The organism is Vibrio phycocola (assembly GCF_053850235.1).
In genome coordinates, this window is the sequence record NZ_JBSQDJ010000017.1 from 1 (window position 1) to 20,919 (window position 20,919).

The window sequence follows — 20,919 nt, forward strand, 5'->3', positions numbered from 1 at the left end:
TCGTCTGACAGATCGAAACCAAAATCATCCTCTAAATCCGTATCACCATCGCTGTCTAAATCAACGATTTCATCAAGTAATGCACTATCAAGATCGTCGGCAACGGCTTCTGTTTCTGAACCTTCATCGTCTGACAGATCGAAACCAAAATCATCCTCTAAATCCGTATCACCATCGCTGTCTAAATCAACGATTTCATCAAGCAATGCACTATCAAGATCGTCGGCTACGGTTTCTGTTTCTGAACCTTCATCGTCTGACAGATCGAAACCAAAATCATCCTCTAGATCCGTGTCATCATCGCTGTCTAAATCAACGATTTCATCAAGCAATGCGCTATCAAGATCGTCGGCTACGGCTTCTGTTTCTGAACCTTCATCGTCTGACAGATCGAAACCAAAATCATCCTCTAGATCCGTATCGCCATCGCTGTCTAAGTCAACGATTTCATCAAGCAGTGCGGTATCGAGTTCGTCGGTAACCGAATCTGACTCCCCTTCGTCATCGTCGAGATTAAAGCTCTCATCGTCTCCACCGCCCATCAACTCATCAATCATTGCTTGGTCGATACTGCTTTCTGGCTCACTTTCTGTAGCTTGATCTGTGCCCTCTTGTGCCAATAAAGCTTCGATGTCATCATCACTCACAATGGCATCATTGCTATCATCTTCGTCATCTGATAGGTCAAACAAATCGTCAACTGAATCATCGTCTTCATCTGATGCTATCGACGCGTCTTCAAGAGCTCTCTCCATTTCTTCTAGGCCGAGAGCCTTATCATCACCATTAACGCTTATACCGTTAGTACTTTCAGGTAAATCATCGAAGTCATCAAGACTGGTTGTGTCTAAATCACCATCATCGTCAATCCCTGCAAAAATATCGTCTTCGTCGGGATCAAGATTTAAATCAAGATCTACATCATCAAGTGCGGCAAAAACATCATCTTCTTCTTGCGCATCGTCAACAGCAACTTCGTCGCTTTCCTCTTCTTCAGCATCTTCCGTGACGGCGAAAAGATCATCATCGAGTTTAAGATCATCTAACTCACCGTCGTCTGTCGCCGCAGCTGAGCCAACGGCAACAGCCTCAGGTGCTAGCGGCTGAGCTTCAGCAACAACCTCTTCTTCCGTTTTCTTGCCTTTACGACCAAGTAGTAACACCAAGATTAACGCGATCAATAAACCAGGAACGAGTGCGAGACCACCAACTATCCACCAGTTATCGAGTAACATATCCAACGAAGTTGGTGTGACACGTTCAACCTCTTCCTTCTGTGCTCTCTCTTCACTTAATGCGCGCTCTACTTCTTCACGAATTCTTCCTTCATCATCAAGCGCACTTTTTAACGCATCCACTTCGTTTTGTACTTTTGTTAGTAAAACAAGTAAGCGATGATTTTTTTCTTCAAGTTCAGAAAGCTCCGATGCCGATAAATTGAGCTTTTCTTCTAACTCAGACATATCTGGTGTCTTATCCAATGCTAGCTTGGGCGCTTCTTTTGTCAGGTCAGGAATAACGATCGGTGTTGCGATCGGTGTTGCAATCGGTGCTGGCTCAACTGGAACGTCCGGTTTAGGTGGAATTGGCGGCGTTGATGCAACTTCTTTTTCCGGAGTAACCGTCTTCGTTGTCGTTTCTATCGCGATGGTTTCAACCACAACCGGGGCGGCTTTTATTCGCGGTTTCGATTGAGCATCCAATTTTGCTTGATGCGCTTTCATAATTTGAACTGCGCTTGCCGTAGATACTCGAGCAACCTGTGCGGTTGAAGGCACACGCAGTACACTACCGGGAATCAAACTATGAATATTCTGATCTTCAAATGCTTGAGGGTTTAGTTGGAATATAGCCAGTAGCATTTGCTGGACGGTAAATTCTGGTGAAGGGCGCAATGTAGACGCAACTGACCAAAGCGTATCTCGGTTATCGGTCGGACCGTAAAATCTTGAAGGCTCAGTGATCTGGCTATTCTGTGTAGATAAGCTTGATTGATTTGTGCCAGTAATCCGAACAGTGTCGGCACTAACAAAAGAAACATGAGTCACGATCATAATCGTGAGAGGCAGCAACAGACGTGTAAAACTAAGACGCATAAAAGGCTCTGCTATTGTGCTTATAAAATATAAGTGAAAAATATAGTCTCGTTACTATATCGAAATAATGACGCAAAACTATAGACTAAAAAGAAAAAAATAGGCTTACCAACAATAATTGACTAAAGCTCACATTATTTCTTACAGCAAAAAATTCAGCGCTTCCCATATAAAGAATAGTAAAAAGCCAGCGAATTCGCTGGCTTTTAATCGAAATGCTTAGAAATGTTTAACCATTACTAATTTTTGCCCATGTATCTCGCAACCCAACCGTGCGATTAAACACCAAAGATTCAGCACTTGAGTCTTTATTATCTAGGCAAAAATAGCCTATGCGTTCAAACTGGTAACCTTCTTCCGGTTTGGCATTGAGTAAGCTTTTTTCAACATAACCGGAAACCTTAATTAAGGAATCAGGGTTTAATGTTTCTCCAAACTCTGCCGATGCGGGATTAGGAATAGTGAAAAGCCGGTCATACAATCGAACTTCTGCAGGCACACTTTCAGAAACCGAGACCCAATGAATCACCCCTTTTACTTTACGACCGTCAGCTGGGTTTTTCCCCAACGTCTCACTATCGTAAGTACAGAAAATCGTCGTGATATTCCCTTGCTCATCTTTTTCAATTCGCTCAGCTTTAATCACGTAGGCACCACGTAAGCGCACCTCTTTTCCTAACACTAAGCGTTTGTATTTTTTATTCGCTTCTTCGCGGAAATCTTCACCTTCAATCCAAACTTCACAACTAAATGGAACTTGTCTCTCGCCCATCTCTGGCTTATTCGGATGATTTGCAACGGTTAACATTTCGACTTGATCTGCTGGGTAGTTTTCAATCACAACCTTTACCGGATCAAGCACAGCCATTGCTCTTGGTGAATTTTCGTTAAGGTCATCACGAATACAAGATTCAAGTGAACCATACTCAATCATGTTGTCCTGTTTGGTTACCCCAATGCGCTTACAAAATTCACGGATGGACGCTGGTGTAAAACCTCGACGTCTCAGTCCAGAAACCGTTGGCATACGTGGATCATCCCAGCCATCGACTAACTTTTCAGTGACAAGCTGATTTAGCAGACGCTTAGACATTACCGTATATTCAAGGTTAAGGCGACTAAACTCATATTGATGTGGTTGGCATTCAATCGTTATGTTCTCCAATACCCAATCGTATAAACGACGGTTATCTTGGAATTCTAGAGTACATAATGAATGAGTGATTCCTTCCAATGCATCGGAAATACAGTGCGTGAAATCGTACATTGGATAGATACACCACTTATCACCCGTTTGATGATGAGTAGCAAAACGAACGCGGTATAATACTGGGTCACGCAGTACCATAAATGACGACGCCATATCAATTTTCGCACGTAAGCACGCTTTCCCTTCTTGGAAACCACCATCACGCATCTTTTCGAACAACGCTAAGTTTTCTTCAACCGAACGTTCACGGTATGGACTTGGTTTTCCTGGCCGAGTTAACGTACCGCGATATTCACGAATCTCATCAGGAGTCAGCTCTTCGACGTAAGCGAGTCCTTTTTCAATCAGTTCAACAGCAAAACCATAAAGGCGATCAAAATAATCTGACGAATAGCAAATATCGCCAGCCCACTGGAAACCTAACCATTGCACATCTTTTTTAATCGATTCTACGTACTCTAAGTCTTCTTTTTCAGGATTAGTATCATCAAAGCGTAAATTACACTCGCCTTGATAGTCCTGAGCAATTCCGAAATTCAAACAAATAGACTTAGCGTGCCCAATGTGCAGATAACCATTTGGCTCTGGTGGGAAACGCGTATGCACACTTGTGTGTTTGCCTTCCGCCAAATCTTTATCAATAATTTGACGAATAAAATTCGATGGACGAGCCTCAGCTTCACTCATCTATAACACCTCAATATAGTAACTTAATGGCCGACTGAATCGGTTAGTATAGGACTATGATCCACAATTATTTATTAATTCTCAACACAATATCAGGATAAATTGAAATTATTTTATTCTCTCCATCAATCTTAGTTTCTATTATAGTTTCGATTCGATGCACTACTCCGATTTGACCTAACCAAACAAGCGCAATCTATGACTCATTTCCACTCAGAGATATCCGCCCCAAATAGCGGATTAATTTCTGATATTACTGCTATCTTGTCTTCCATGCTACACTATCTGGCAAGCGTAAAAATGTGGCATTAACCTAATGAATACGTTGAAACAATTCAGTAAAAACACCAAGAATTTAAGGCAGGACATGGTATGACTTATGCTCTAGTGAATGGCGTAATCTATACAGGTGAACAGGTTTTTGAACATTCAGCCATTATCGTTAGTGGTGACAAAATTCTTGATATTGTTCCAATTGAAAAACTGGACAACCAGATCGACACGATCGATCTCGACGGAGCAACCATATCTCCAGGGTTTATCGACCTCCAGCTTAATGGCTGTGGTGGGGTTATGTTTAACGACAACATTAGCGTCGACACACTTCGTATAATGCATAATGCCAATTTGCACTCAGGATGTTGCCAGTTTCTACCAACTCTAATCACATCGACGAACCAAGACATGGTTGCAGCAATCAACTGTGTAAGAGACTATCAACAACAATTCCCTAACCACATTCCCGGCATTCATCTCGAAGGGCCATATATCTCAATAGAAAAAAGAGGCATACACAATTCTGAGCATATTCGTAAAGTCGATCCTGAAATGCTTGAATTTCTACTTGAAAACCGTGATGTTATAAAAAAGATTACTTTAGATCCGGAAAATAACTTATCCACCATTAAAACTCTTTCTGATTGTGGAATTATCGTATCACTCGGACACAGCAACTGTTCTTTTTCTCAAGCTAAGGAAGCATTTAGCAATGGAGCTAGCTTTGTCACCCATCTTTTTAATGCAATGAGTCAATGGAGTGGACGCGAACCGGGCTTAGTTGGTGCTGCATTTGATACACCCAGTGTTTACGCTGGAATAATCGCAGATGGTCATCACGTAGACTATGCTAGCATTAGAGTTAGCCATAAAATCATGACTGACCGCTTGATATTAGTGACCGATGCCACAGCTCCTGCAGGCTCGGAGATCGATAACTTTCTTTTTGTAGGGAAGAAAGTATATTACAAAGATGGCAAGTGTATTGATGAAAATGGCACTCTCGGTGGTTCTGCACTTACAATGATTGAAGCAGTGCAGAATTGTGTTGAACAGGTTGGTATCCCTTTGGATGAAGCATTAAGGATGGCAACTCTTTATCCAGCGATGGCGATCAGCATTGATACAGACTTTGCTACTATTGAAGTAGGAAAATTCGCCAACCTCACAATTTTTGATAATCAATATAACGTCTTAGCCACAGTCGTTAATGGGCATTACGAGCAAAATAAATAATGAATGGTACTCAAAAAGGTAATGTAGATTTAGTTAAGCAGCTCAATGGTGCAGCGGTATACCGTTTAATCGACCAATACGCTCCAATTTCTCGAATTCAAGTCGCTGAAGTGAGTCAACTTGCGCCAGCCAGTGTCACTAAAATAACACGCCAATTATTGGAACGAGGGCTCATTAAAGAAGTTGCACATCAAGCTTCAACCGGTGGCCGTAGAGCTATCTCACTTGAAACCGATGTGACACCATTTCATTCCGTTGCTGTACGTTTAGGACGTGATTACATTCAACTTAGTCTCTACGATCTCGGTGGCAATGAACTGTTTTCAAATTACTACGAGTTCCTTTACTTACGCCAAGAAGATTTAACTGATGGTTTGCTCCACTACATCAAAGAGTTTCTCATTCAAGCCGATCATCTCATCGACAAACTCATCGCGATTGGTGTTGTTCTTCCTGGTTTAGTGAATCCCGAGACTGGCGTCGTTGAATATATGCATAACATCGATGTTGATGCGTTATCTCTGGGTGACATTATTGGGGATCACTTTGGTGTGGAGTGCTTTATTGGTAACGATATTCGAGGCCTTGCACTCGCCGAGCACTACTTTGGAGCGAGTCGTGACAGTCAGGACTCCATTCTGATTAGTGTTGGTCGTGGTACAGGGGCTGGCTTAATCGTCAATGGAGAAATATTCCTAGGGTATAATCGAAATGTCGGTGAGATAGGACACATTCAAATCGATCCACTCGGCGCTCAATGCCAGTGTGGTAATTTTGGATGTTTGGAAACCGTGGCATCAAACCCAGCGATTGTTCGCCGAGTGAATCAATTATTGCAGCAAGGGTATTCTTCAACACTGTCTGACGTTGAAAATATCACGATTGATGATATTTGCCGTCATGCCAACCAAGGTGATGAACTCGCTCGCCAAACCTTAATCAAGGTCGGCAATCAATTAGGCAAGGCAGTTGCTATCACAGTGAACTTATTCAACCCACAAAAAATTATTATTGCCGGTCAAATTACCAATGCTCAAGAGCTTATCTTTCCCGCTCTTGAACGGAATGTGCAGAATCAGTCTTTAAAGGCATTCCATAAAGACCTTCCAATTGTAGAATCACAAATTTACGCCAAACCCACCATTGCTGCATTCGCTATGATTAAACGTGCAATGCTCAATGGCGTGTTACTGCAAAAGTTAATGGATTAGATAAATACGTATTTTACACCACCTCGACTTTGCTCGTTATGTGTGTGTCCAGCAGAGAGCCACTGACCTAAGATTGATGTGGCGTTGCTATTTTATACAGCAATTAAATTTTATTTATAAAACATCAAGATTTGGTGAATATTATTTAACTAGCTAATGTTTATTTAATAATAAACATACTTTTGGGTTGATTTTTTTAACCAAGATGGCAAATTTAACCCAAATCGTTATAGAACAACTAAAAAGGAATGAGTATGTGTTCAATATTTAGCATTCTGGACATCAAATCAGGCGCAGAGGCACTGCGTCCAATCGCTCTAGAAATGTCTAAAAAACTTCGCCACCGTGGACCTGACTGGTCTGGAATTTACTCTAGTGAGCGTGCCATTCTTGCGCACGAGCGCTTAGCTATTGTTGGTGTAAATAGTGGCGCTCAGCCTTTAGTTAGCCCAAATGGAAAACACATCCTAGCGGTAAACGGTGAAATCTATAACCATAAAGAGATTCGTGAACGCTACAAAGATAAGTATGAATTCCAAACTGATTCAGACTGTGAAGTTATTCTTGCTTTGTATCAAGAGTTAGGCAATGAACTTTTAGAAGAACTAAACGGCATTTTCGCATTTGTTCTTTATGATGAAGAGAAAGACCAGTACCTAGTAGGTCGTGACCACATTGGTATCATCCCAATGTATCAAGGTTATGACGATAAAGGTAACTATTACATTGCATCAGAAATGAAAGCACTCGTACCAGTGTGTAAAACTATCAGTGAATTTCCTCCTGGTTCTTACTATGGTTCTGAAGATGCAGAGCCAGTTCGTTATTACACGCGTGATTGGAACAGCTTTGATGCAGTAAAAGACAACTCAAGTAGTAAAGAAGAACTCACAGACGCATTAGAAGCGGCGGTTAAGCGTCAGTTGATGACCGACGTGCCATACGGCGTACTTCTTTCTGGCGGACTGGATTCTTCTATCACATCAGCCGTTGCTAAACGTTTCGCAGCAATGCGCATTGAAGATGATGAACAATCTCAGGCATGGTGGCCACAATTGCACTCGTTTGCAATCGGACTTGAAGGTGCACCAGATCTAAAAGCCGCTCGTGAAGTAGCTGACAAATTGGGTACAGTTCACCACGAAATGACCTATACAATCCAAGAAGGCTTGGATGCTATCCGTGATGTTATTTACCATATTGAAACTTACGATGTCACCACAATCCGTGCGTCTACACCTATGTATCTGCTAGGCCGTAAGATCAAAGCTATGGGCATCAAAATGGTACTTTCTGGCGAAGGTGCTGATGAGATTTTCGGGGGTTACCTATACTTCCACAAAGCGCCAAACCCACAAGAGTTCCACGAAGAAACCGTTCGTAAACTGCTTGCATTGAATATGTTTGATTGCGCACGAGCAAACAAATCGTTAGCAGCTTGGGGAATCGAAGGTCGCGTTCCTTTCTTAGATAAAGAATTTATCGACGTAGCAATGCGCTTGAATCCAAAAGACAAGATGTGTGGTAATGGTAAAATGGAAAAACACATTCTACGTGAATGTTTTGAACATTACCTACCAGACTCTATTGCTTGGCGTCAAAAAGAGCAATTCTCTGATGGTGTCGGCTATAGTTGGATCGATACACTAAAAGAAACCGCTGAAGCGAAAGTAACCGATGAGCAAATGGAAGCAGCGGAATTCCGTTTCCCATACAACACGCCGACCACCAAAGAAGGCTATGTTTATCGTGAAATTTTTGAAGAGCTCTTCCCTCTGGCATCAGCAGCAGAATGTGTCCCAGGTGGTCCATCAGTAGCTTGTTCTTCTGCAAAAGCGATTGAATGGGATGAGTCATTTAAAAACTGTGCTGATCCATCAGGACGCGCAGTGAAAACGGTACATAACGAAGCATATTAATTTCGTTATCGTTTGACCTTTCATCCATTAAAAAGAGGCGCTTTAAAGCGCCTCTTTTATTTTTATATAAAATATTTTATCAATTAGTTCAAATGCAAATCACGATTATCAATACTCATCGAAACATCTTGATTAATCATCTTCACCAGCATAAATGAGCGTTTTTCACCATCTGATTCTTGATAGATCGCTTCTATTCCTGCGAACTGACCTGATTTAATCTGAACTACATCACCATGTTTTGGCAAATTGGTGGGTGTAGATTCAAACTCAGGGAGAAAACTACGCAATTCATCAATTAGTGACGAATCGATAACTGTAGGATGAGAGCCAAATCGGATAAAGTCGGTTACCCCTCTAGTGGAACGCACTGTCGTAAACGTTGGTCCTTTCTCAAAATCAAAGTAAACAAAAACATAAGATGGAAAAAGTGGTTCACTCGTCTTCTTCTTTTTCCCGCGTACTATTTTTTCGACTTCAATTTCAGGGTAAAAGCATTCCACACCCTGATTTTCTAGGTGCATTCTTGCTCGTGGCTGCTCACCGCGCTTACAATATACCAAATACCACTGTTTCATATGCACTCACTATAACTATCAGTAAATTATTAATCTTAACTTTTAATTTTTAATTTTTAATTTTTAATTTTTAATTTTTAATTTTTAATTTTTAATTTAATCATGTCAGCCATCATTTCTATATGATCTAAATTGTCATTCAAACAAGGTATATATTGGAATGATTCGCCACCCGCTTCTAAATAAATTGTTTTGCATTCTTCAGCAAGTTCTTCAAGGGTTTCCAAGCAGTCAACAGAAAATGCTGGAGCCATAATATCCAACCGTTTTACTCCCTGAGACGGCAGTTTTTCCAACGTTTTATCCGTATAGGGTTGTAACCACTCTTCCCTTCCAAAACGAGATTGGTACGTCATTCCAAGCTGATCTTCAGTTAGGCCTAGCTCTTCACCGAGAAGTCGTGTTGTTATCTCACAATGCTCTGGATAAATATCTCCATTGTCTGCAAAACGCTTAGGGATACCATGATACGAGCAAAGCAAATAATCACCTTGACCATTCTCTTCCCAAAACTGACGAACACTATTTGCAAGTGCCTTGATATAAAGTGGATGCTGACAATAGTCACGAATATACGAAATCTCAGGAACGACTCGAGTAGAGGCTAGAGCTTTCGCGATTCCGTCATAAACGGCTGCAGTGGTGGTCGCAGAATATTGAGGATAAAGAGGGAGTATCACTATCGAGTCGGCACCACGTTCTCTAAGGCGCTCTAGGCCATCGGGCAAACTAGGGTTTCCGTATGCCATACCCAATTCAACAGGTATATCTAGCATCCGCTCTAATGCTTCACGTTGGCGTTTCGAATACACCAACAACGGAGACCCTTCTTCCATCCACACTTGTTGGTACAATTTTGTCACTTTAGGGGCTCGAATAGGCAATATAATTCCATGAAGCAATGGGCACCAGATCCAGCGACTCAAATCAACGACACGTTTGTCATGTAAGAACTGACTTAAAAAACGTTTTATCGATGGCACCGAAGCTTCGTCAGGTGTACCCAAGTTCACTAATAACACACCGAATTTTTTCACTGAAGTCATACTATCCCTTCTACCCATCATACTAAGACAAGTGCTTATATTCTCTTCAATTGAAATCTATTATGAATGATCAAAAGAAAAATCTATATGAATATTAACATTTTAAAATGAAAAAAGCGGCCATAAGGCCGCCTTTCATATATTCAAATCACGATAACGTTCGAGTTTTAGCCAAGTGATTTTTCAATGTCTGCACTGACTTCAGAAACTTGCTTAGTACCGTCAAACTTCAAGTACTCAGTCGCACTTGTTTGAGCCGCTTTACCATAGTATTCGATCAATGGTGCCGTTTGCTCATGATAAACACCTAAACGGGCGCGAACGGTTTCTTCTTTATCGTCATCACGAACGACCAGATCTTCGCCAGTAACATCATCTTTTCCTTCCACTTTAGGTGGATTGTAAACTTGATGATACGTACGACCTGAAGCTAGGTGAGCACGTCGCCCAGCCATTCGTTCAACAATCACGTCATCTGCTACATCGAATTCAATCACGTAATCAACTTCGACACCCATTAATTTCAAGCCATCAGCTTGAGGAATGGTACGTGGGAAACCATCGAGTAGAAAACCTTTTTCACAGTCTGCTTGAGCGATGCGCTCTTTGATTAGACCAAGAATAATGTCATCAGAAACTAGTTGTCCTGCATCAATGACAGACTTCGCTTTTTTACCTAGCTCAGTACCTGCTTTAATCGCAGCACGTAGCATATCACCGGTAGAGATCTGTGGAATTCCATATTTCTCCATAATGAATTGAGCTTGTGTACCTTTCCCTGCACCAGGAGCACCTAGTAGAATGATGCGCATGTTTAATCCTCTTTAATCAAGTGATTTATTATATCGATAATCACAATACAATGTGATTCAAAAGTAGTAATCATCACCCATGAATCTTGTATTAACACCAAAAATATCGACATAATGTCAGTATTACTGCATAAATAGGCGTGCAAAATACACGCCTTAGCCAATACATTCAAGAACAGAAGTCTAACATAAAAGCTTTTTCATAATGGCTTCTACGACTAAAGAAACACGACACACGTGTGATTTAAGAATTTAATTGCTGTTAAGCTATTGAATAACCGTTATTTTATTTTCAAAAACACAAAAGGCTCACCACGGTGAGCCTTTTAAGTAACCGCAGCAATTAAACCTTAGTCAAAAGCTGATTTACCGCTGACAAGAACTGTGAAGGGTCTTCCATCGAGCCTCGCTCAGCTAACATCGACTGTCCAAGTAAGATTTCAACCCAACGACCAAACAGCTCTTCATCTGGTTCATCGGCCATCATCTTCACCATCGCATGCTCTGGGTTAAGCTCAAGAATGTACTTCACTTCTGGTGCAGCCTGACCTGCAGCTTCAAGCAGCTTAGCCATTTGCGTACCCATTTCCATATCATCAGTTACGACAACAGCTGGCGTCGAAGCTAACTTAAATGTTGTGCGTACCTCTTTAACACGGTCACCTAGGTAGCTCTTGGTACGCTCAACAACAGACTTAAACTCTTCTTCAGTCTCTTTTTGCTTTTCCTTCGCTTCTTCGTCATCAAACTTGCTAAGGTCTAGCCCCGCTTTTGTAATCGATTGGAAAGACTTGCCATCAAATTCAGTTAAGTAATTCATTAGCCATTCATCGATACGGTCATACATCAAGACCACTTCAATACCTTTGGCTTTGAATTGCTCTAAGTGAGGGCTGTTTTTCGCAGCAGCATAACTATCGGCAGTCAGGTAATAAATAACATCTTGATCTTCTTTCATACGCTCGATGTAGCTTTTTAGGCCAATCGTTTGTTCAGACGAATCAACATGGGTAGAGGCAAAACGCAGCAGCCCTGCAATTTTCTCTTTATTTGACATATCTTCAGCAGGGCCTTCTTTCATCACCATGCCAAATTCTTTCCAAAATGCCTGATATTTCTCTTCATCGTTATTTGACATACGCTCTAGCATCGTCAATACACGCTTAGTACAAGCGCTACGAAGAGATTGCGTCACTTTATTGTCTTGAAGAATTTCACGAGAAACGTTTAGTGGCAAATCATTTGAATCAATCAAACCACGGATAAAACGCAGATAAGATGGCATGAATTGCTCAGCATCATCCATAATAAAGACGCGTTGAACATACAGTTTCAAGCCACGTTTATGGTCACGATTCATCATGTCCCAAGGTGCTTTCGATGGAACATATAGTAAGCTAGTGTAGTCGTTTTTACCTTCTACCTTGTTATGGCTCCACACCGCTGGTTCTGCAAAATCATGAGAAATATGAGAGTAAAATTCTTTGTACTCTTCATCGCTAACATCAGACTTAGAACGAGTCCAAAGAGCCTCTGCTTTATTGATTTTTTCCCATTCTGTCTCACCGGTTTCATTTCCTTCTTCATCGCGCTTATGCGACTGAATATAAACAGGAAGTCCTATGTGATCAGAATATTTAGTGATTAATTCCTTCAAGCGCCACTCAGAAAGAAACTCACTTTCTTCTTCACGCAGGTGCAAAATAATATCAGTACCGCGAGACTCTTTCGTCACGGTTTCAATTGTATATTCACCTTCGCCTTGAGAACTCCACTGAACAGCTTGCTCTGGAGCATCTCCTGCAGTACGAGTACGTACCGTAACCGAGTCTGCAACAATAAACGAAGAGTAAAAACCAACACCAAACTGACCGATTAACTGAGAATCTTTCGCTTGGTCTTGAGATAGATTGGCGAAGAACTCTTTTGTTCCAGATTTCGCAATTGTACCCAGATTATTAATAACATCATCTCGAGTCATACCAATGCCGTTATCTGACACTGTGATGGTTTTCGTTTCCGTGTCAAACGATAACTTAACACAAAGATCGGCATCACCATCGTAAAGGCTCGAGTCTGTCAATGCTTTGAAGCGCAGCTTGTCACCTGCATCCGATGCATTCGAGATCAATTCTCGTAAAAAGATCTCTTTATTTGAATAAAGAGAATGAATCATCAAGTTCAATAACTGTTTAACTTCAGACTGAAAACCACGAGTTTCTTTTTGATTAGCGGTTGCTTCGCTCATACTAGCTCCATGAATATATTATTTTACTTTGATCTAACCGAAAGATTATGCAAACAAAGTTGCTTTGCTAGTAAGATGTGGGTGGTGACTCGTAAATCAAGGCTTGAAATAGTTTAAAATAATATTTTTTTGAATTATTTCCATAAAGTCAGACTCTAATTCAAAAAATTACCGAGTATATCTCCTGAACTTTCCCTTAACTCTGTCTATGGGATAATGATGAACATATTCTTCACCTATCAAACTAAAGCCGAAATATATCCATGAATATCATAGACTTAAATTTCATTTTGGCAAAACGATATACCTTCACTCCTAATAGCAATACGTTAGTTGATGATCGTTCTCCCAGTGAAATACAACACCTTGGAAGCAATGAAAGCCGCATCTTGCAGTATTTTGCCTTACACCCAAATCAAATTGTTCGACGCGATGACCTACATGATTATGTTTGGCGTCAACAAGGGTTTGAAGTGGACGACTCCAGTTTAACTCAAGCAATATCGACATTACGTAAAACACTTAACGACTCGATAAAATCACCCATGTTTATTCGCACGGTCCCGAAGCAGGGGTATCAATGGATTGCAGAAGTGGAAGCCGCCAGTTTTGAAAAATCACAACAAAATTGTGAGACAGAAGCGTCATCGACAAGTATTGATCAAGTTCAAACCAACGATTCCAAGCTCATCAGTTTGCCAATAGACTCTAGTACACAAGAACCCATTGCCAAGCAGAATGTTTTTCAATACGCTCCTAGTGGTTCAATCAATCAATCATGGTTGGTTAAGCTTCTAATATTAATCGCTATATTAATTCCAGTAACCACGCTGTATGGATTCGATGCCAAACATGCATTTTTGCAACCAGTAAAACAGATTGATGACATTGAAGTCTTATTTCCAGCTTCCCATCCAGATATCGATTTTTGGTTGCCAGAAGTTGAACGATGCATCAGTATATACAACAAATTTCATTCTAATCAGCCTAAGCCAAATAAAGTTATTGTTACTGGTGGCCAAGAAAGTACATTAATGCTCAATTATCTTTACAATGAAGAAAACATTGATCTCAGTAGAACGGTTGTGATATCGAAAACACAACCTGAATGGATACGTGTATGCCAATAATTCGAATGACTGCACTTAAGCTTTCGATGGCGTTAATACTAATATCACTGGGACTCAGTGGTTGGCTCTATTGGGTAAGCGATGTCAAAACCGAACAACTACTCACCTCAAGAGAGTGGCAATCCCGCATTAATAGTTTTATCGACTATGATGATTCTGATCAAAAAGAGGACTCTCAGTTCCTCCATATAACAATTAACTCTAATGTAAAATACCTTCCTAATAATACCTACATTAGGATGTCGATAATCAAAGTTTACAATGAGATAACTTCGGCTGAATCTCATATCGATATTTCCGAAACAGGTACTTGGGAAATAAGCGATGATTACTTACTTATATCCCCGACAGAGTTTAAAGACGTGTCGACTAACCACAATCAAGCTCTCACTCAAGATCAGCTCGACATCGTTACTCAGTTCTATAAAATAGACGCACAGCAAAGTCGCCGCATCGATATCATTAATCAAAATACACTTTTACTGGTCGGGCTAAATCACGAATCAGTGACGCTATACGCTCACGATCTTCCCTAAGGAATAATATCTACATGGAATGGTTTAATACCACGACACTGTTCATTGGTTCGTTAATCTCCAATACTATGGCATCACTATCAGGTGGCGGAGCAGGCCTGCTTCAATTTCCATTATTAATCTTTTTGGGACTGCCCTTCTCAATCGCTCTTGCAACACACAAACTTGCAAGTGTTGCTCTTGGATTAGGAGCAACCATCACCCATTTAAAACGAGGTGGTTTATCCTATGGTTTTATCAGCTACCTAATCGTTATTGGCAGTATTGGGGTTATCACGGGAGCACATTTGGTATTACTGATACCAGGTGATATTGCAGAAAAAGGACTTGGAATTACCATTCTTTCACTTGGTATTTATTCACGCGTTAAAAAACAGCTGGGACAAGAAGATATCCCCGTGCGACGTGACACAAAGGGCTACATACTCGGTGCATTATTTCTTATCGTAATCGGTATTATCAATGGCTCGATTGCTGCAGGTTCTGGGTTACTAGTCACCATATTTCTAGTGCGCTGGTTTGGTTACAGTTACAAGCAAGCCATCGCACTGACTATGATCAGTGTCGGATTGTGTTGGAATGGGATTGGGGCTGCTGCTATTACTGTTGCAGGAGCTGAAATCTATTGGGCTTGGCTACCTATTCTTCTTGCTGGTTCATTCCTTGGTGGCAGTTTGGGTGCGTACTTAATGAAACGCCTGAGTAATTCAAGCATTAAAATTGCATTCGAAATACTCACCTTTGCCGTTGGAATAAAACTGCTACTTTAGTTAGCGCTCATTCAATTGGAAACGTCTCATGATTAAAGCGAATATAGAGATCTACTATTGTAGGCAATGTAATTGGATGCTGCGTTCTACGTGGTTGTGCCAAGAGCTACTACATACTTTTAGTGAAGAAATCGAGCGTGTATCTCTCCATCCAGATACCGGAGGCCGATTTGAGGTATTTTGCAATGGTCACTCGATTTGGGAACGAAAACGTGATGACGGGTTTCCTGAGGCAAAAGTGCTAAAACAGCGAGTGAGAGACATTATTGCCCCCGACCGTGACCTTGGCCATTCCGATCGGAAAGCATAATCGAAGTTTGGCATTTATGCTAAATCGAAACTACGTAACACTTCACCTTCAAACGTTAAAACTGACAACTGTTTACCATTCAGGATTCCGTATGAAGGGCTGAATCCGTTACGAGGAAATGTCACAGAGCCGGGATTAAATAAGTAGCAAGATTCGATATGCTCAGCAACAGGGATATGAGTATGCCCATGCATCAAAACATCTTGACGAGAGACTGGCGGTAGTTGTGCAGCATGGTAGACATGCCCATGGGTTAGAACCAAACGTCGACCGTCTTCAAGTAATACCCAAGCCAAATCACTCATAATGGGAAAGTTCAGTAACATTTGGTCGACTTCACTATCGCAATTTCCACGTACCGCAATAATTCGATCGGCATACTGATTTAGAATCTCAGACACCGCAACTGGATTATAGCTTTCTGGAATCGGATTTCTGGGGCCATGATTTAACAAGTCTCCCAATAAAATAAGCTGACTAGAGCCAGATTCTAAAAAGGCAGTAATCAGCTCTTTTGTCGCCGCTTCTGAACCATGTATATCAGAGGCAATAAACAGTTTCATCTTTCTACTCAATGTAAAATGTTAACATTGGCCTAGTGTAAAACGATGAAGATCAATCGTCACCATCAAATATCGCGTTCATGACCATATTGTTGTAACTGATCATCCCAATCAGTTCGCCATTCTCAATAACTGGCGCACGGCTAATACCAAAACGTTCAAATAATCTGGCGCAATATTTTACTTTCATCTCAGGTTCGACGGCTAATGCTGGCTTAGTCATAATTTCATAGATGTTCACCCTTTTTGGAGAACGATCTTTCGCCAGGACTTTCTTAGCGATATCATTCATTAAGACAATGCCAAATTCATCCTCTTCATTTCTTTTTTCCACGATAAGCGCTTTAACCTGATGTTTACGTGCAACTTCTATAGCTTCATATACTGTCGCCAAGCCATCGACCATGGCATAGCTGTTACTCATCACGTCTCGAACACGCATTATATCTTGCTTTCTCATAGCTCATCCTCAACAACTTTTGTTAATTCTTGTACTTGGTGAGTGATACCCACAACGTCTTCAACATCAATTTGAAGTGCAATGCCTTGTCCAGATTCTGTTTCAAACTCACCAATCCGATTGATGGTTTCCAAAATATGTCGAGACAAGTGTTCCTCGACAACAAAAAGCAGAACATCTTTTTGTACTTCAAGGGTCAACCCCATAAAGGTCTTCTTCTGATTAATCCCTTCTCCGCGAGCATTATTTATGACCGTTGCCCCCGTTGCCCCAGCCTCACGAGCGGCATCAAGTACTTTGTCTGTTTTTCCATCTTCCACAAAAGCGATAATTAATTTAAAGCGCATTGTCATTCTCCGATGCAGAGTTTCGCTTGTTGAGCCACTCTACAAGTTGTGCGTAGCCCATCACCGAGATAATCGGAAACAGACTCGCGAAAGCAATTAATCCAAATCCATCAATAAGCGGGCTTCGACCCGGTACTGTAGATGCTAACCCTAAACCTAATGCTGCAACAATAGGCACCGTAACTGTCGATGTCGTTACACCACCTGAATCGTACGCCAATGGAACAATCAACTTCGGCGCAAAGAATGTTTGTATAACCACAACAATGTAACCGGCGATAATGAAGTAATGAATCGGATCCCCGACCACAATACGATAGCACCCTAATGAAATACCAATCGCGACACCCAGTGCAACCGCAATCCTTAATCCTGTGACTCCAATAGCTCCTGCTGATACTTGATTCGCTTTCAAAGCGACGGCTATCAAAGATGGCTCAGCAATCGTGGTGCTAAATCCGATACAAAATGCGAACAGATAAATCCAATAATAATCGAACCAATACCCATTTCCTTTTGCCCACATGCCTGAGGCGAGAAATTCAGGTGTGGTTAACTGTGCTGCCATCATTTCGCCGAGCGGAAATAAAGCTAATTCCAGCCCCATAAGGAATAAAGACAAACCTAAAATGACATAACCAAACCCAAAAATGACATTTTTTAAGTTCGCGACTGGGCGACGCAATACTGCAAATTGAAACACAAATAGAATTGCCGCGATGGGGAGTACATCGCGAATTGTCGAAATTAAAGTGGAGAAAAAGTGTGTAAGTTCACTCATGACACCACCATCCCAAATACCATGACAAACATCATAGGAAGTAAAGAAGCAAAAGCAATTAAGCCAAAGCCATCAAGCATCGGATTTCTCCCCTTAATTGAAGAGGCCAGCCCAACACCTAAAGCGGTCACTAGCGGCACGGTGATTGTTGAAGTCGTCACACCGCCACTATCGTATGCAATGCCAATAATAAACTCGGGAGCTAATAACGTTAATAATACAACTGAAATGTAGCCACCAATAATCATATATTGAATAGACCAACCTTTAAGAATCCGGACAACCCCAAGCACAATCGCGAGACCAACAGAAAAAGCAACGGTTAACCTTAACCCCATCGCATAACCATCCATAGCCGTCTGTGACTGGATAATCACCCCTCCATTGGCGGCAACATTGGCCGCTTCTGCAGCAATGGCGGTGAGTGCAGGTTCAGCAATCGTCGTTCCAAATCCTAAACAAAACGAAAATATCAATAACCAAGCGATACTTCCCTTTCTAGCGAAGGCCTGAGCCATCGTTTCTCCAATTGGGAAAAGCCCCATTTCTAGGCCGTAAATAAAAAATGTTAGCCCCATGACCACTAAAAGAAGACCAAGAGAAATCTCTAATAAGTTAGGTATCGGTTGCTGTAAAACCGCGAGTTGAAAAAAAGAAATAACAATGACGATCGGAAGCAGGTCTTTAAAACTATTAAGCATCGATTTAAGTAATGTCGCTAATGCTTGCATACTTCCTCCATCTTTATGCCCACCAAATATTTTGTTTGTTATCAAAATTGTAGCAGGTCGATAATGACTTTCCTTATTGAATGCCCAACAAAGCGCATAATTATTTAAAAGTATGACATTGGATCAAATGGCGCTGTCGTTTATGCTTAGTAAACTTCAATTACAATAAAAGGTAGAAGCCATGCGCATATTGATTACAGGCGCGACAGGGTTAATCGGAACGCATCTAGTGCGACTATTAGCCAGTGAAGATAATCAATTTGTAATTGTGACTCGTCATATTGAAAATGCTCAAGATGCACTCAGTATGATTGATGGTCTCAATGCAGAGTACCTCGATAGCCTAAATGACCTCACGGATCTTAACGATATTGATGCGGTGATAAACCTAGCAGGAGAACCTATTGCGGACCGTCGCTGGACACTTGCTCAAAAAAGGAGAATCTGCAACAGTCGTTGGGAAATGACACAGAACATCGTCGAACTTATTGCCCAAAGCAAAACACCTCCAAGTGTGTTCATCAGTGGTTCAGCCGTAGGCTACTATGGTGATCAAGGCTCTAACATCATTGATGAAAAGAAAGGGATAAAACGCGACGGATTTACTCAATATGTGTGTAAGACATGGGAAGATATTGCCGCAACTGCAGCATCAAATACCACTCGTGTTTGCTTACTTCGCACCAGTGTTGTTTTAGCAAATAATGGTGGTGCATTAAAGAAAATGAAACTTCCATATCAACTCGGGCTCGGCGCAAGAATTGGTCACGGACAACAATATATGCCCTGGATTCATATTGCAGATATGGTGTCCGCGATTAACCATATCTTACACGATGATTCTCTCTACGGGCCGATCAACCTTTGTGCACCACTCGCAGCCCAAAACTACGTATTTAGTGAAACACTGGCAAAAACACTGCACCGCCCTCACTGGCTATTTACCCCCACGTGGTTTATCAATACTTTAATGGGAGAGTCCGCACAGCTACTGACCGACAGCATTCGCACCGAACCAACAAAACTAATGGCATCATCGTTTCAATTTCAGTTTCCGGAACTTAGCCAAGCTTTAGAGAATCTTCTGATCGAAAATAGCGCCAAGGAATCAATACAGTGAAATCAATTTTAATAACAGGCTGCTCTTCTGGAATAGGCTATACCGCCTCTCACGCATTACATAAAAGAGGCTACCAGGTCATTGCATCTTGCCGCCAGATTGATGATGTAAACCGCCTTGTGGAAGAAGGATTAACTTGTATTCATCTTGATCTTGCGAATACCGATAGCATTACCGCTGCGGTGAAACAGACTCTCGAACTGGCGAATGGTCAACTTGATGCTTTATTTAATAATGGTGCTTATGGTCAACCAGGAGCACTCGAAGATTTACCTACCGATGGCTTAAGAGCACAATTCGAAACGAATGTATTTGGCTGGCATGAACTAACAACTCAATTATTGCCACACTTTCGCCAACACGGTTCTGCTCGAATCATTCAAAATAGCTCTGTACTTGGGTTCGCCGCATTAAAATATCGCGGGGCTTATAATGCATCAAAATTTGCTATTGAAGGATGGAGCGATACCCTGCGCCTAGAGTTGCTCGACACTGATATCAAGATAGCGATTCTTGAGCCTGGCCCAATTGAAACCCAATTTCGTACCAATGCGTTAGAGGCATTTAATCGCTGGATTAACGTCAAAAACAGTTACCATGAAAAAATATATAAAATACAAATGGATCGGCTCAATAGTGAAACATCCAATAATCGCTTCGTATTACCTGCTGAAGGATGTTTGCCTGCGATATATCATGCCTTGGAAGCACCATCGCCGAAACTGCGTTATAGAATCACTCAGCCAACTAAAGTGTTTGCTGTTTTAAAGCGAATATTACCCGGAAAGTTACTCGACAAATTGCTTGCGAAAGGGTGAGATGTGGGTCGCTAGAAACAAAAAACGTAACCAA

20 protein-coding genes are annotated in these 20,919 nt (G+C 41.4%); 9 read left to right on the forward strand and 11 right to left on the reverse strand.

What is annotated here, in order from left to right:
- On the reverse strand, positions 1-2,096 hold a 2,096-nt coding region (locus tag ACWU4D_RS16710; protein WP_456052588.1), incomplete at its 3' end, for a FimV/HubP family polar landmark protein.
- Positions 2,097-2,325: 229 nt separating this feature from the next.
- A complete protein-coding gene (gene glnS / locus ACWU4D_RS16715; RefSeq protein ID WP_456052589.1) occupies positions 2,326-3,993 on the reverse strand; it encodes a glutamine--tRNA ligase in 1,668 nt (555 codons plus the stop codon).
- Positions 3,994-4,365: 372 nt separating this feature from the next.
- Between glnS and nagA the strand changes: the two genes are divergently transcribed.
- From nagA to asnB, 3 genes are all read left to right on the forward strand, one after another.
- Positions 4,366-5,505, forward strand: coding sequence for an N-acetylglucosamine-6-phosphate deacetylase (gene nagA / locus ACWU4D_RS16720; RefSeq protein ID WP_456052590.1), 1,140 nt, complete (start codon positions 4,366-4,368; stop codon positions 5,503-5,505).
- Positions 5,505-6,716: a DNA-binding transcriptional regulator NagC gene (nagC, locus tag ACWU4D_RS16725; RefSeq protein ID WP_456052591.1), complete on the forward strand. Its 1,212-nt coding sequence runs from the start codon at positions 5,505-5,507 to the stop codon at positions 6,714-6,716. The genes nagA and nagC overlap by 1 nt, the downstream gene beginning before the upstream one ends.
- Before the next feature lie 254 nt (positions 6,717-6,970).
- Positions 6,971-8,635, forward strand: coding sequence for an asparagine synthase B (gene asnB / locus ACWU4D_RS16730; protein WP_456052592.1), 1,665 nt, complete (start codon positions 6,971-6,973; stop codon positions 8,633-8,635).
- A gap of 83 nt (positions 8,636-8,718) precedes the next feature.
- On the opposite strand, the gene rfaH is transcribed toward asnB, so the two are convergent.
- The 4 genes from rfaH to htpG all read right to left on the reverse strand — a co-directional run bounded on the left by rfaH (position 8,719) and on the right by htpG (position 13,319).
- Positions 8,719-9,213, reverse strand: coding sequence for a transcription/translation regulatory transformer protein RfaH (gene rfaH, locus ACWU4D_RS16735; protein WP_456052593.1), 495 nt, complete (start codon positions 9,211-9,213; stop codon positions 8,719-8,721).
- A gap of 77 nt (positions 9,214-9,290) precedes the next feature.
- Positions 9,291-10,259 (reverse strand): ferrochelatase, encoded by a 969-nt coding sequence (gene hemH, locus ACWU4D_RS16740; protein WP_456052594.1) that lies wholly within the window; start codon positions 10,257-10,259, stop codon positions 9,291-9,293.
- A gap of 167 nt (positions 10,260-10,426) precedes the next feature.
- On the reverse strand, positions 10,427-11,071 hold the full coding sequence (gene adk / locus ACWU4D_RS16745; protein ID WP_456052595.1) for an adenylate kinase: 645 nt from the start codon (positions 11,069-11,071) through the stop codon (positions 10,427-10,429).
- Between the two features lie 343 nt (positions 11,072-11,414).
- On the reverse strand, positions 11,415-13,319 hold the full coding sequence (gene htpG / locus ACWU4D_RS16750; protein ID WP_456052596.1) for a molecular chaperone HtpG: 1,905 nt from the start codon (positions 13,317-13,319) through the stop codon (positions 11,415-11,417).
- Between the two features lie 263 nt (positions 13,320-13,582).
- Here htpG and ACWU4D_RS16755 point away from each other — a divergent pair, with 263 nt between their 5' ends.
- From ACWU4D_RS16755 to ACWU4D_RS16770, 4 genes are read left to right on the forward strand one after another with little or no spacing between them, the layout of a single operon-like run.
- Positions 13,583-14,449 carry a winged helix-turn-helix domain-containing protein gene (locus tag ACWU4D_RS16755; protein ID WP_456052597.1) on the forward strand — a complete coding sequence of 289 codons (867 nt, stop codon included), beginning with the start codon at positions 13,583-13,585 and terminating at the stop codon, positions 14,447-14,449.
- Positions 14,440-14,985 (forward strand): regulatory protein ToxS, encoded by a 546-nt coding sequence (locus ACWU4D_RS16760; protein WP_456052598.1) that lies wholly within the window; start codon positions 14,440-14,442, stop codon positions 14,983-14,985. The genes ACWU4D_RS16755 and ACWU4D_RS16760 overlap by 10 nt, the downstream gene beginning before the upstream one ends.
- 14 nt (positions 14,986-14,999) lie before the next feature.
- The gene (locus tag ACWU4D_RS16765; RefSeq protein ID WP_456052599.1) at positions 15,000-15,755 is read left to right on the forward strand and encodes a sulfite exporter TauE/SafE family protein; all 756 of its coding nucleotides are present in this window, start codon (positions 15,000-15,002) and stop codon (positions 15,753-15,755) included.
- A gap of 28 nt (positions 15,756-15,783) precedes the next feature.
- The gene (locus ACWU4D_RS16770) at positions 15,784-16,065 is read left to right on the forward strand and encodes a SelT/SelW/SelH family protein (protein ID WP_456052600.1); all 282 of its coding nucleotides are present in this window, start codon (positions 15,784-15,786) and stop codon (positions 16,063-16,065) included.
- A 14-nt stretch (positions 16,066-16,079) separates the two neighbouring features.
- On the opposite strand, the gene yfcE is transcribed toward ACWU4D_RS16770, so the two are convergent.
- The 5 genes from yfcE to ACWU4D_RS16795 are packed head-to-tail and all read right to left on the reverse strand — an operon-like array spanning position 16,080 to position 18,947.
- Positions 16,080-16,628 carry a phosphodiesterase gene (gene yfcE, locus ACWU4D_RS16775; RefSeq protein ID WP_456052601.1) on the reverse strand — a complete coding sequence of 183 codons (549 nt, stop codon included), beginning with the start codon at positions 16,626-16,628 and terminating at the stop codon, positions 16,080-16,082.
- 52 nt (positions 16,629-16,680) lie between these two features.
- Positions 16,681-17,088 carry a CBS domain-containing protein gene (locus tag ACWU4D_RS16780; RefSeq protein WP_456052602.1) on the reverse strand — a complete coding sequence of 136 codons (408 nt, stop codon included), beginning with the start codon at positions 17,086-17,088 and terminating at the stop codon, positions 16,681-16,683.
- Positions 17,085-17,435 (reverse strand): P-II family nitrogen regulator, encoded by a 351-nt coding sequence (locus ACWU4D_RS16785; RefSeq protein ID WP_456052603.1) that lies wholly within the window; start codon positions 17,433-17,435, stop codon positions 17,085-17,087. The genes ACWU4D_RS16780 and ACWU4D_RS16785 overlap by 4 nt, the downstream gene beginning before the upstream one ends.
- On the reverse strand, positions 17,425-18,216 hold the full coding sequence (locus ACWU4D_RS16790; RefSeq protein WP_456052604.1) for a DUF1538 domain-containing protein: 792 nt from the start codon (positions 18,214-18,216) through the stop codon (positions 17,425-17,427). The genes ACWU4D_RS16785 and ACWU4D_RS16790 overlap by 11 nt, the downstream gene beginning before the upstream one ends.
- A complete protein-coding gene (locus ACWU4D_RS16795) occupies positions 18,213-18,947 on the reverse strand; it encodes a DUF1538 family protein (protein ID WP_456052605.1) in 735 nt (244 codons plus the stop codon). The genes ACWU4D_RS16790 and ACWU4D_RS16795 overlap by 4 nt, the downstream gene beginning before the upstream one ends.
- Positions 18,948-19,128: 181 nt before the next feature.
- On the opposite strand from ACWU4D_RS16795, the gene ACWU4D_RS16800 reads away from it, so the two are divergent.
- Both ACWU4D_RS16800 and ACWU4D_RS16805 read left to right on the forward strand, forming a co-directional pair.
- Entirely contained in the window at positions 19,129-20,067 is a 939-nt protein-coding gene (locus ACWU4D_RS16800) for a TIGR01777 family oxidoreductase (RefSeq protein WP_456052606.1), read from the forward strand.
- The gene (locus ACWU4D_RS16805; RefSeq protein ID WP_456052607.1) at positions 20,064-20,885 is read left to right on the forward strand and encodes an SDR family oxidoreductase; all 822 of its coding nucleotides are present in this window, start codon (positions 20,064-20,066) and stop codon (positions 20,883-20,885) included. Before ACWU4D_RS16800 ends, ACWU4D_RS16805 begins: the two co-directional genes overlap by 4 nt.
- Positions 20,886-20,919 lie beyond the last annotated feature (34 nt).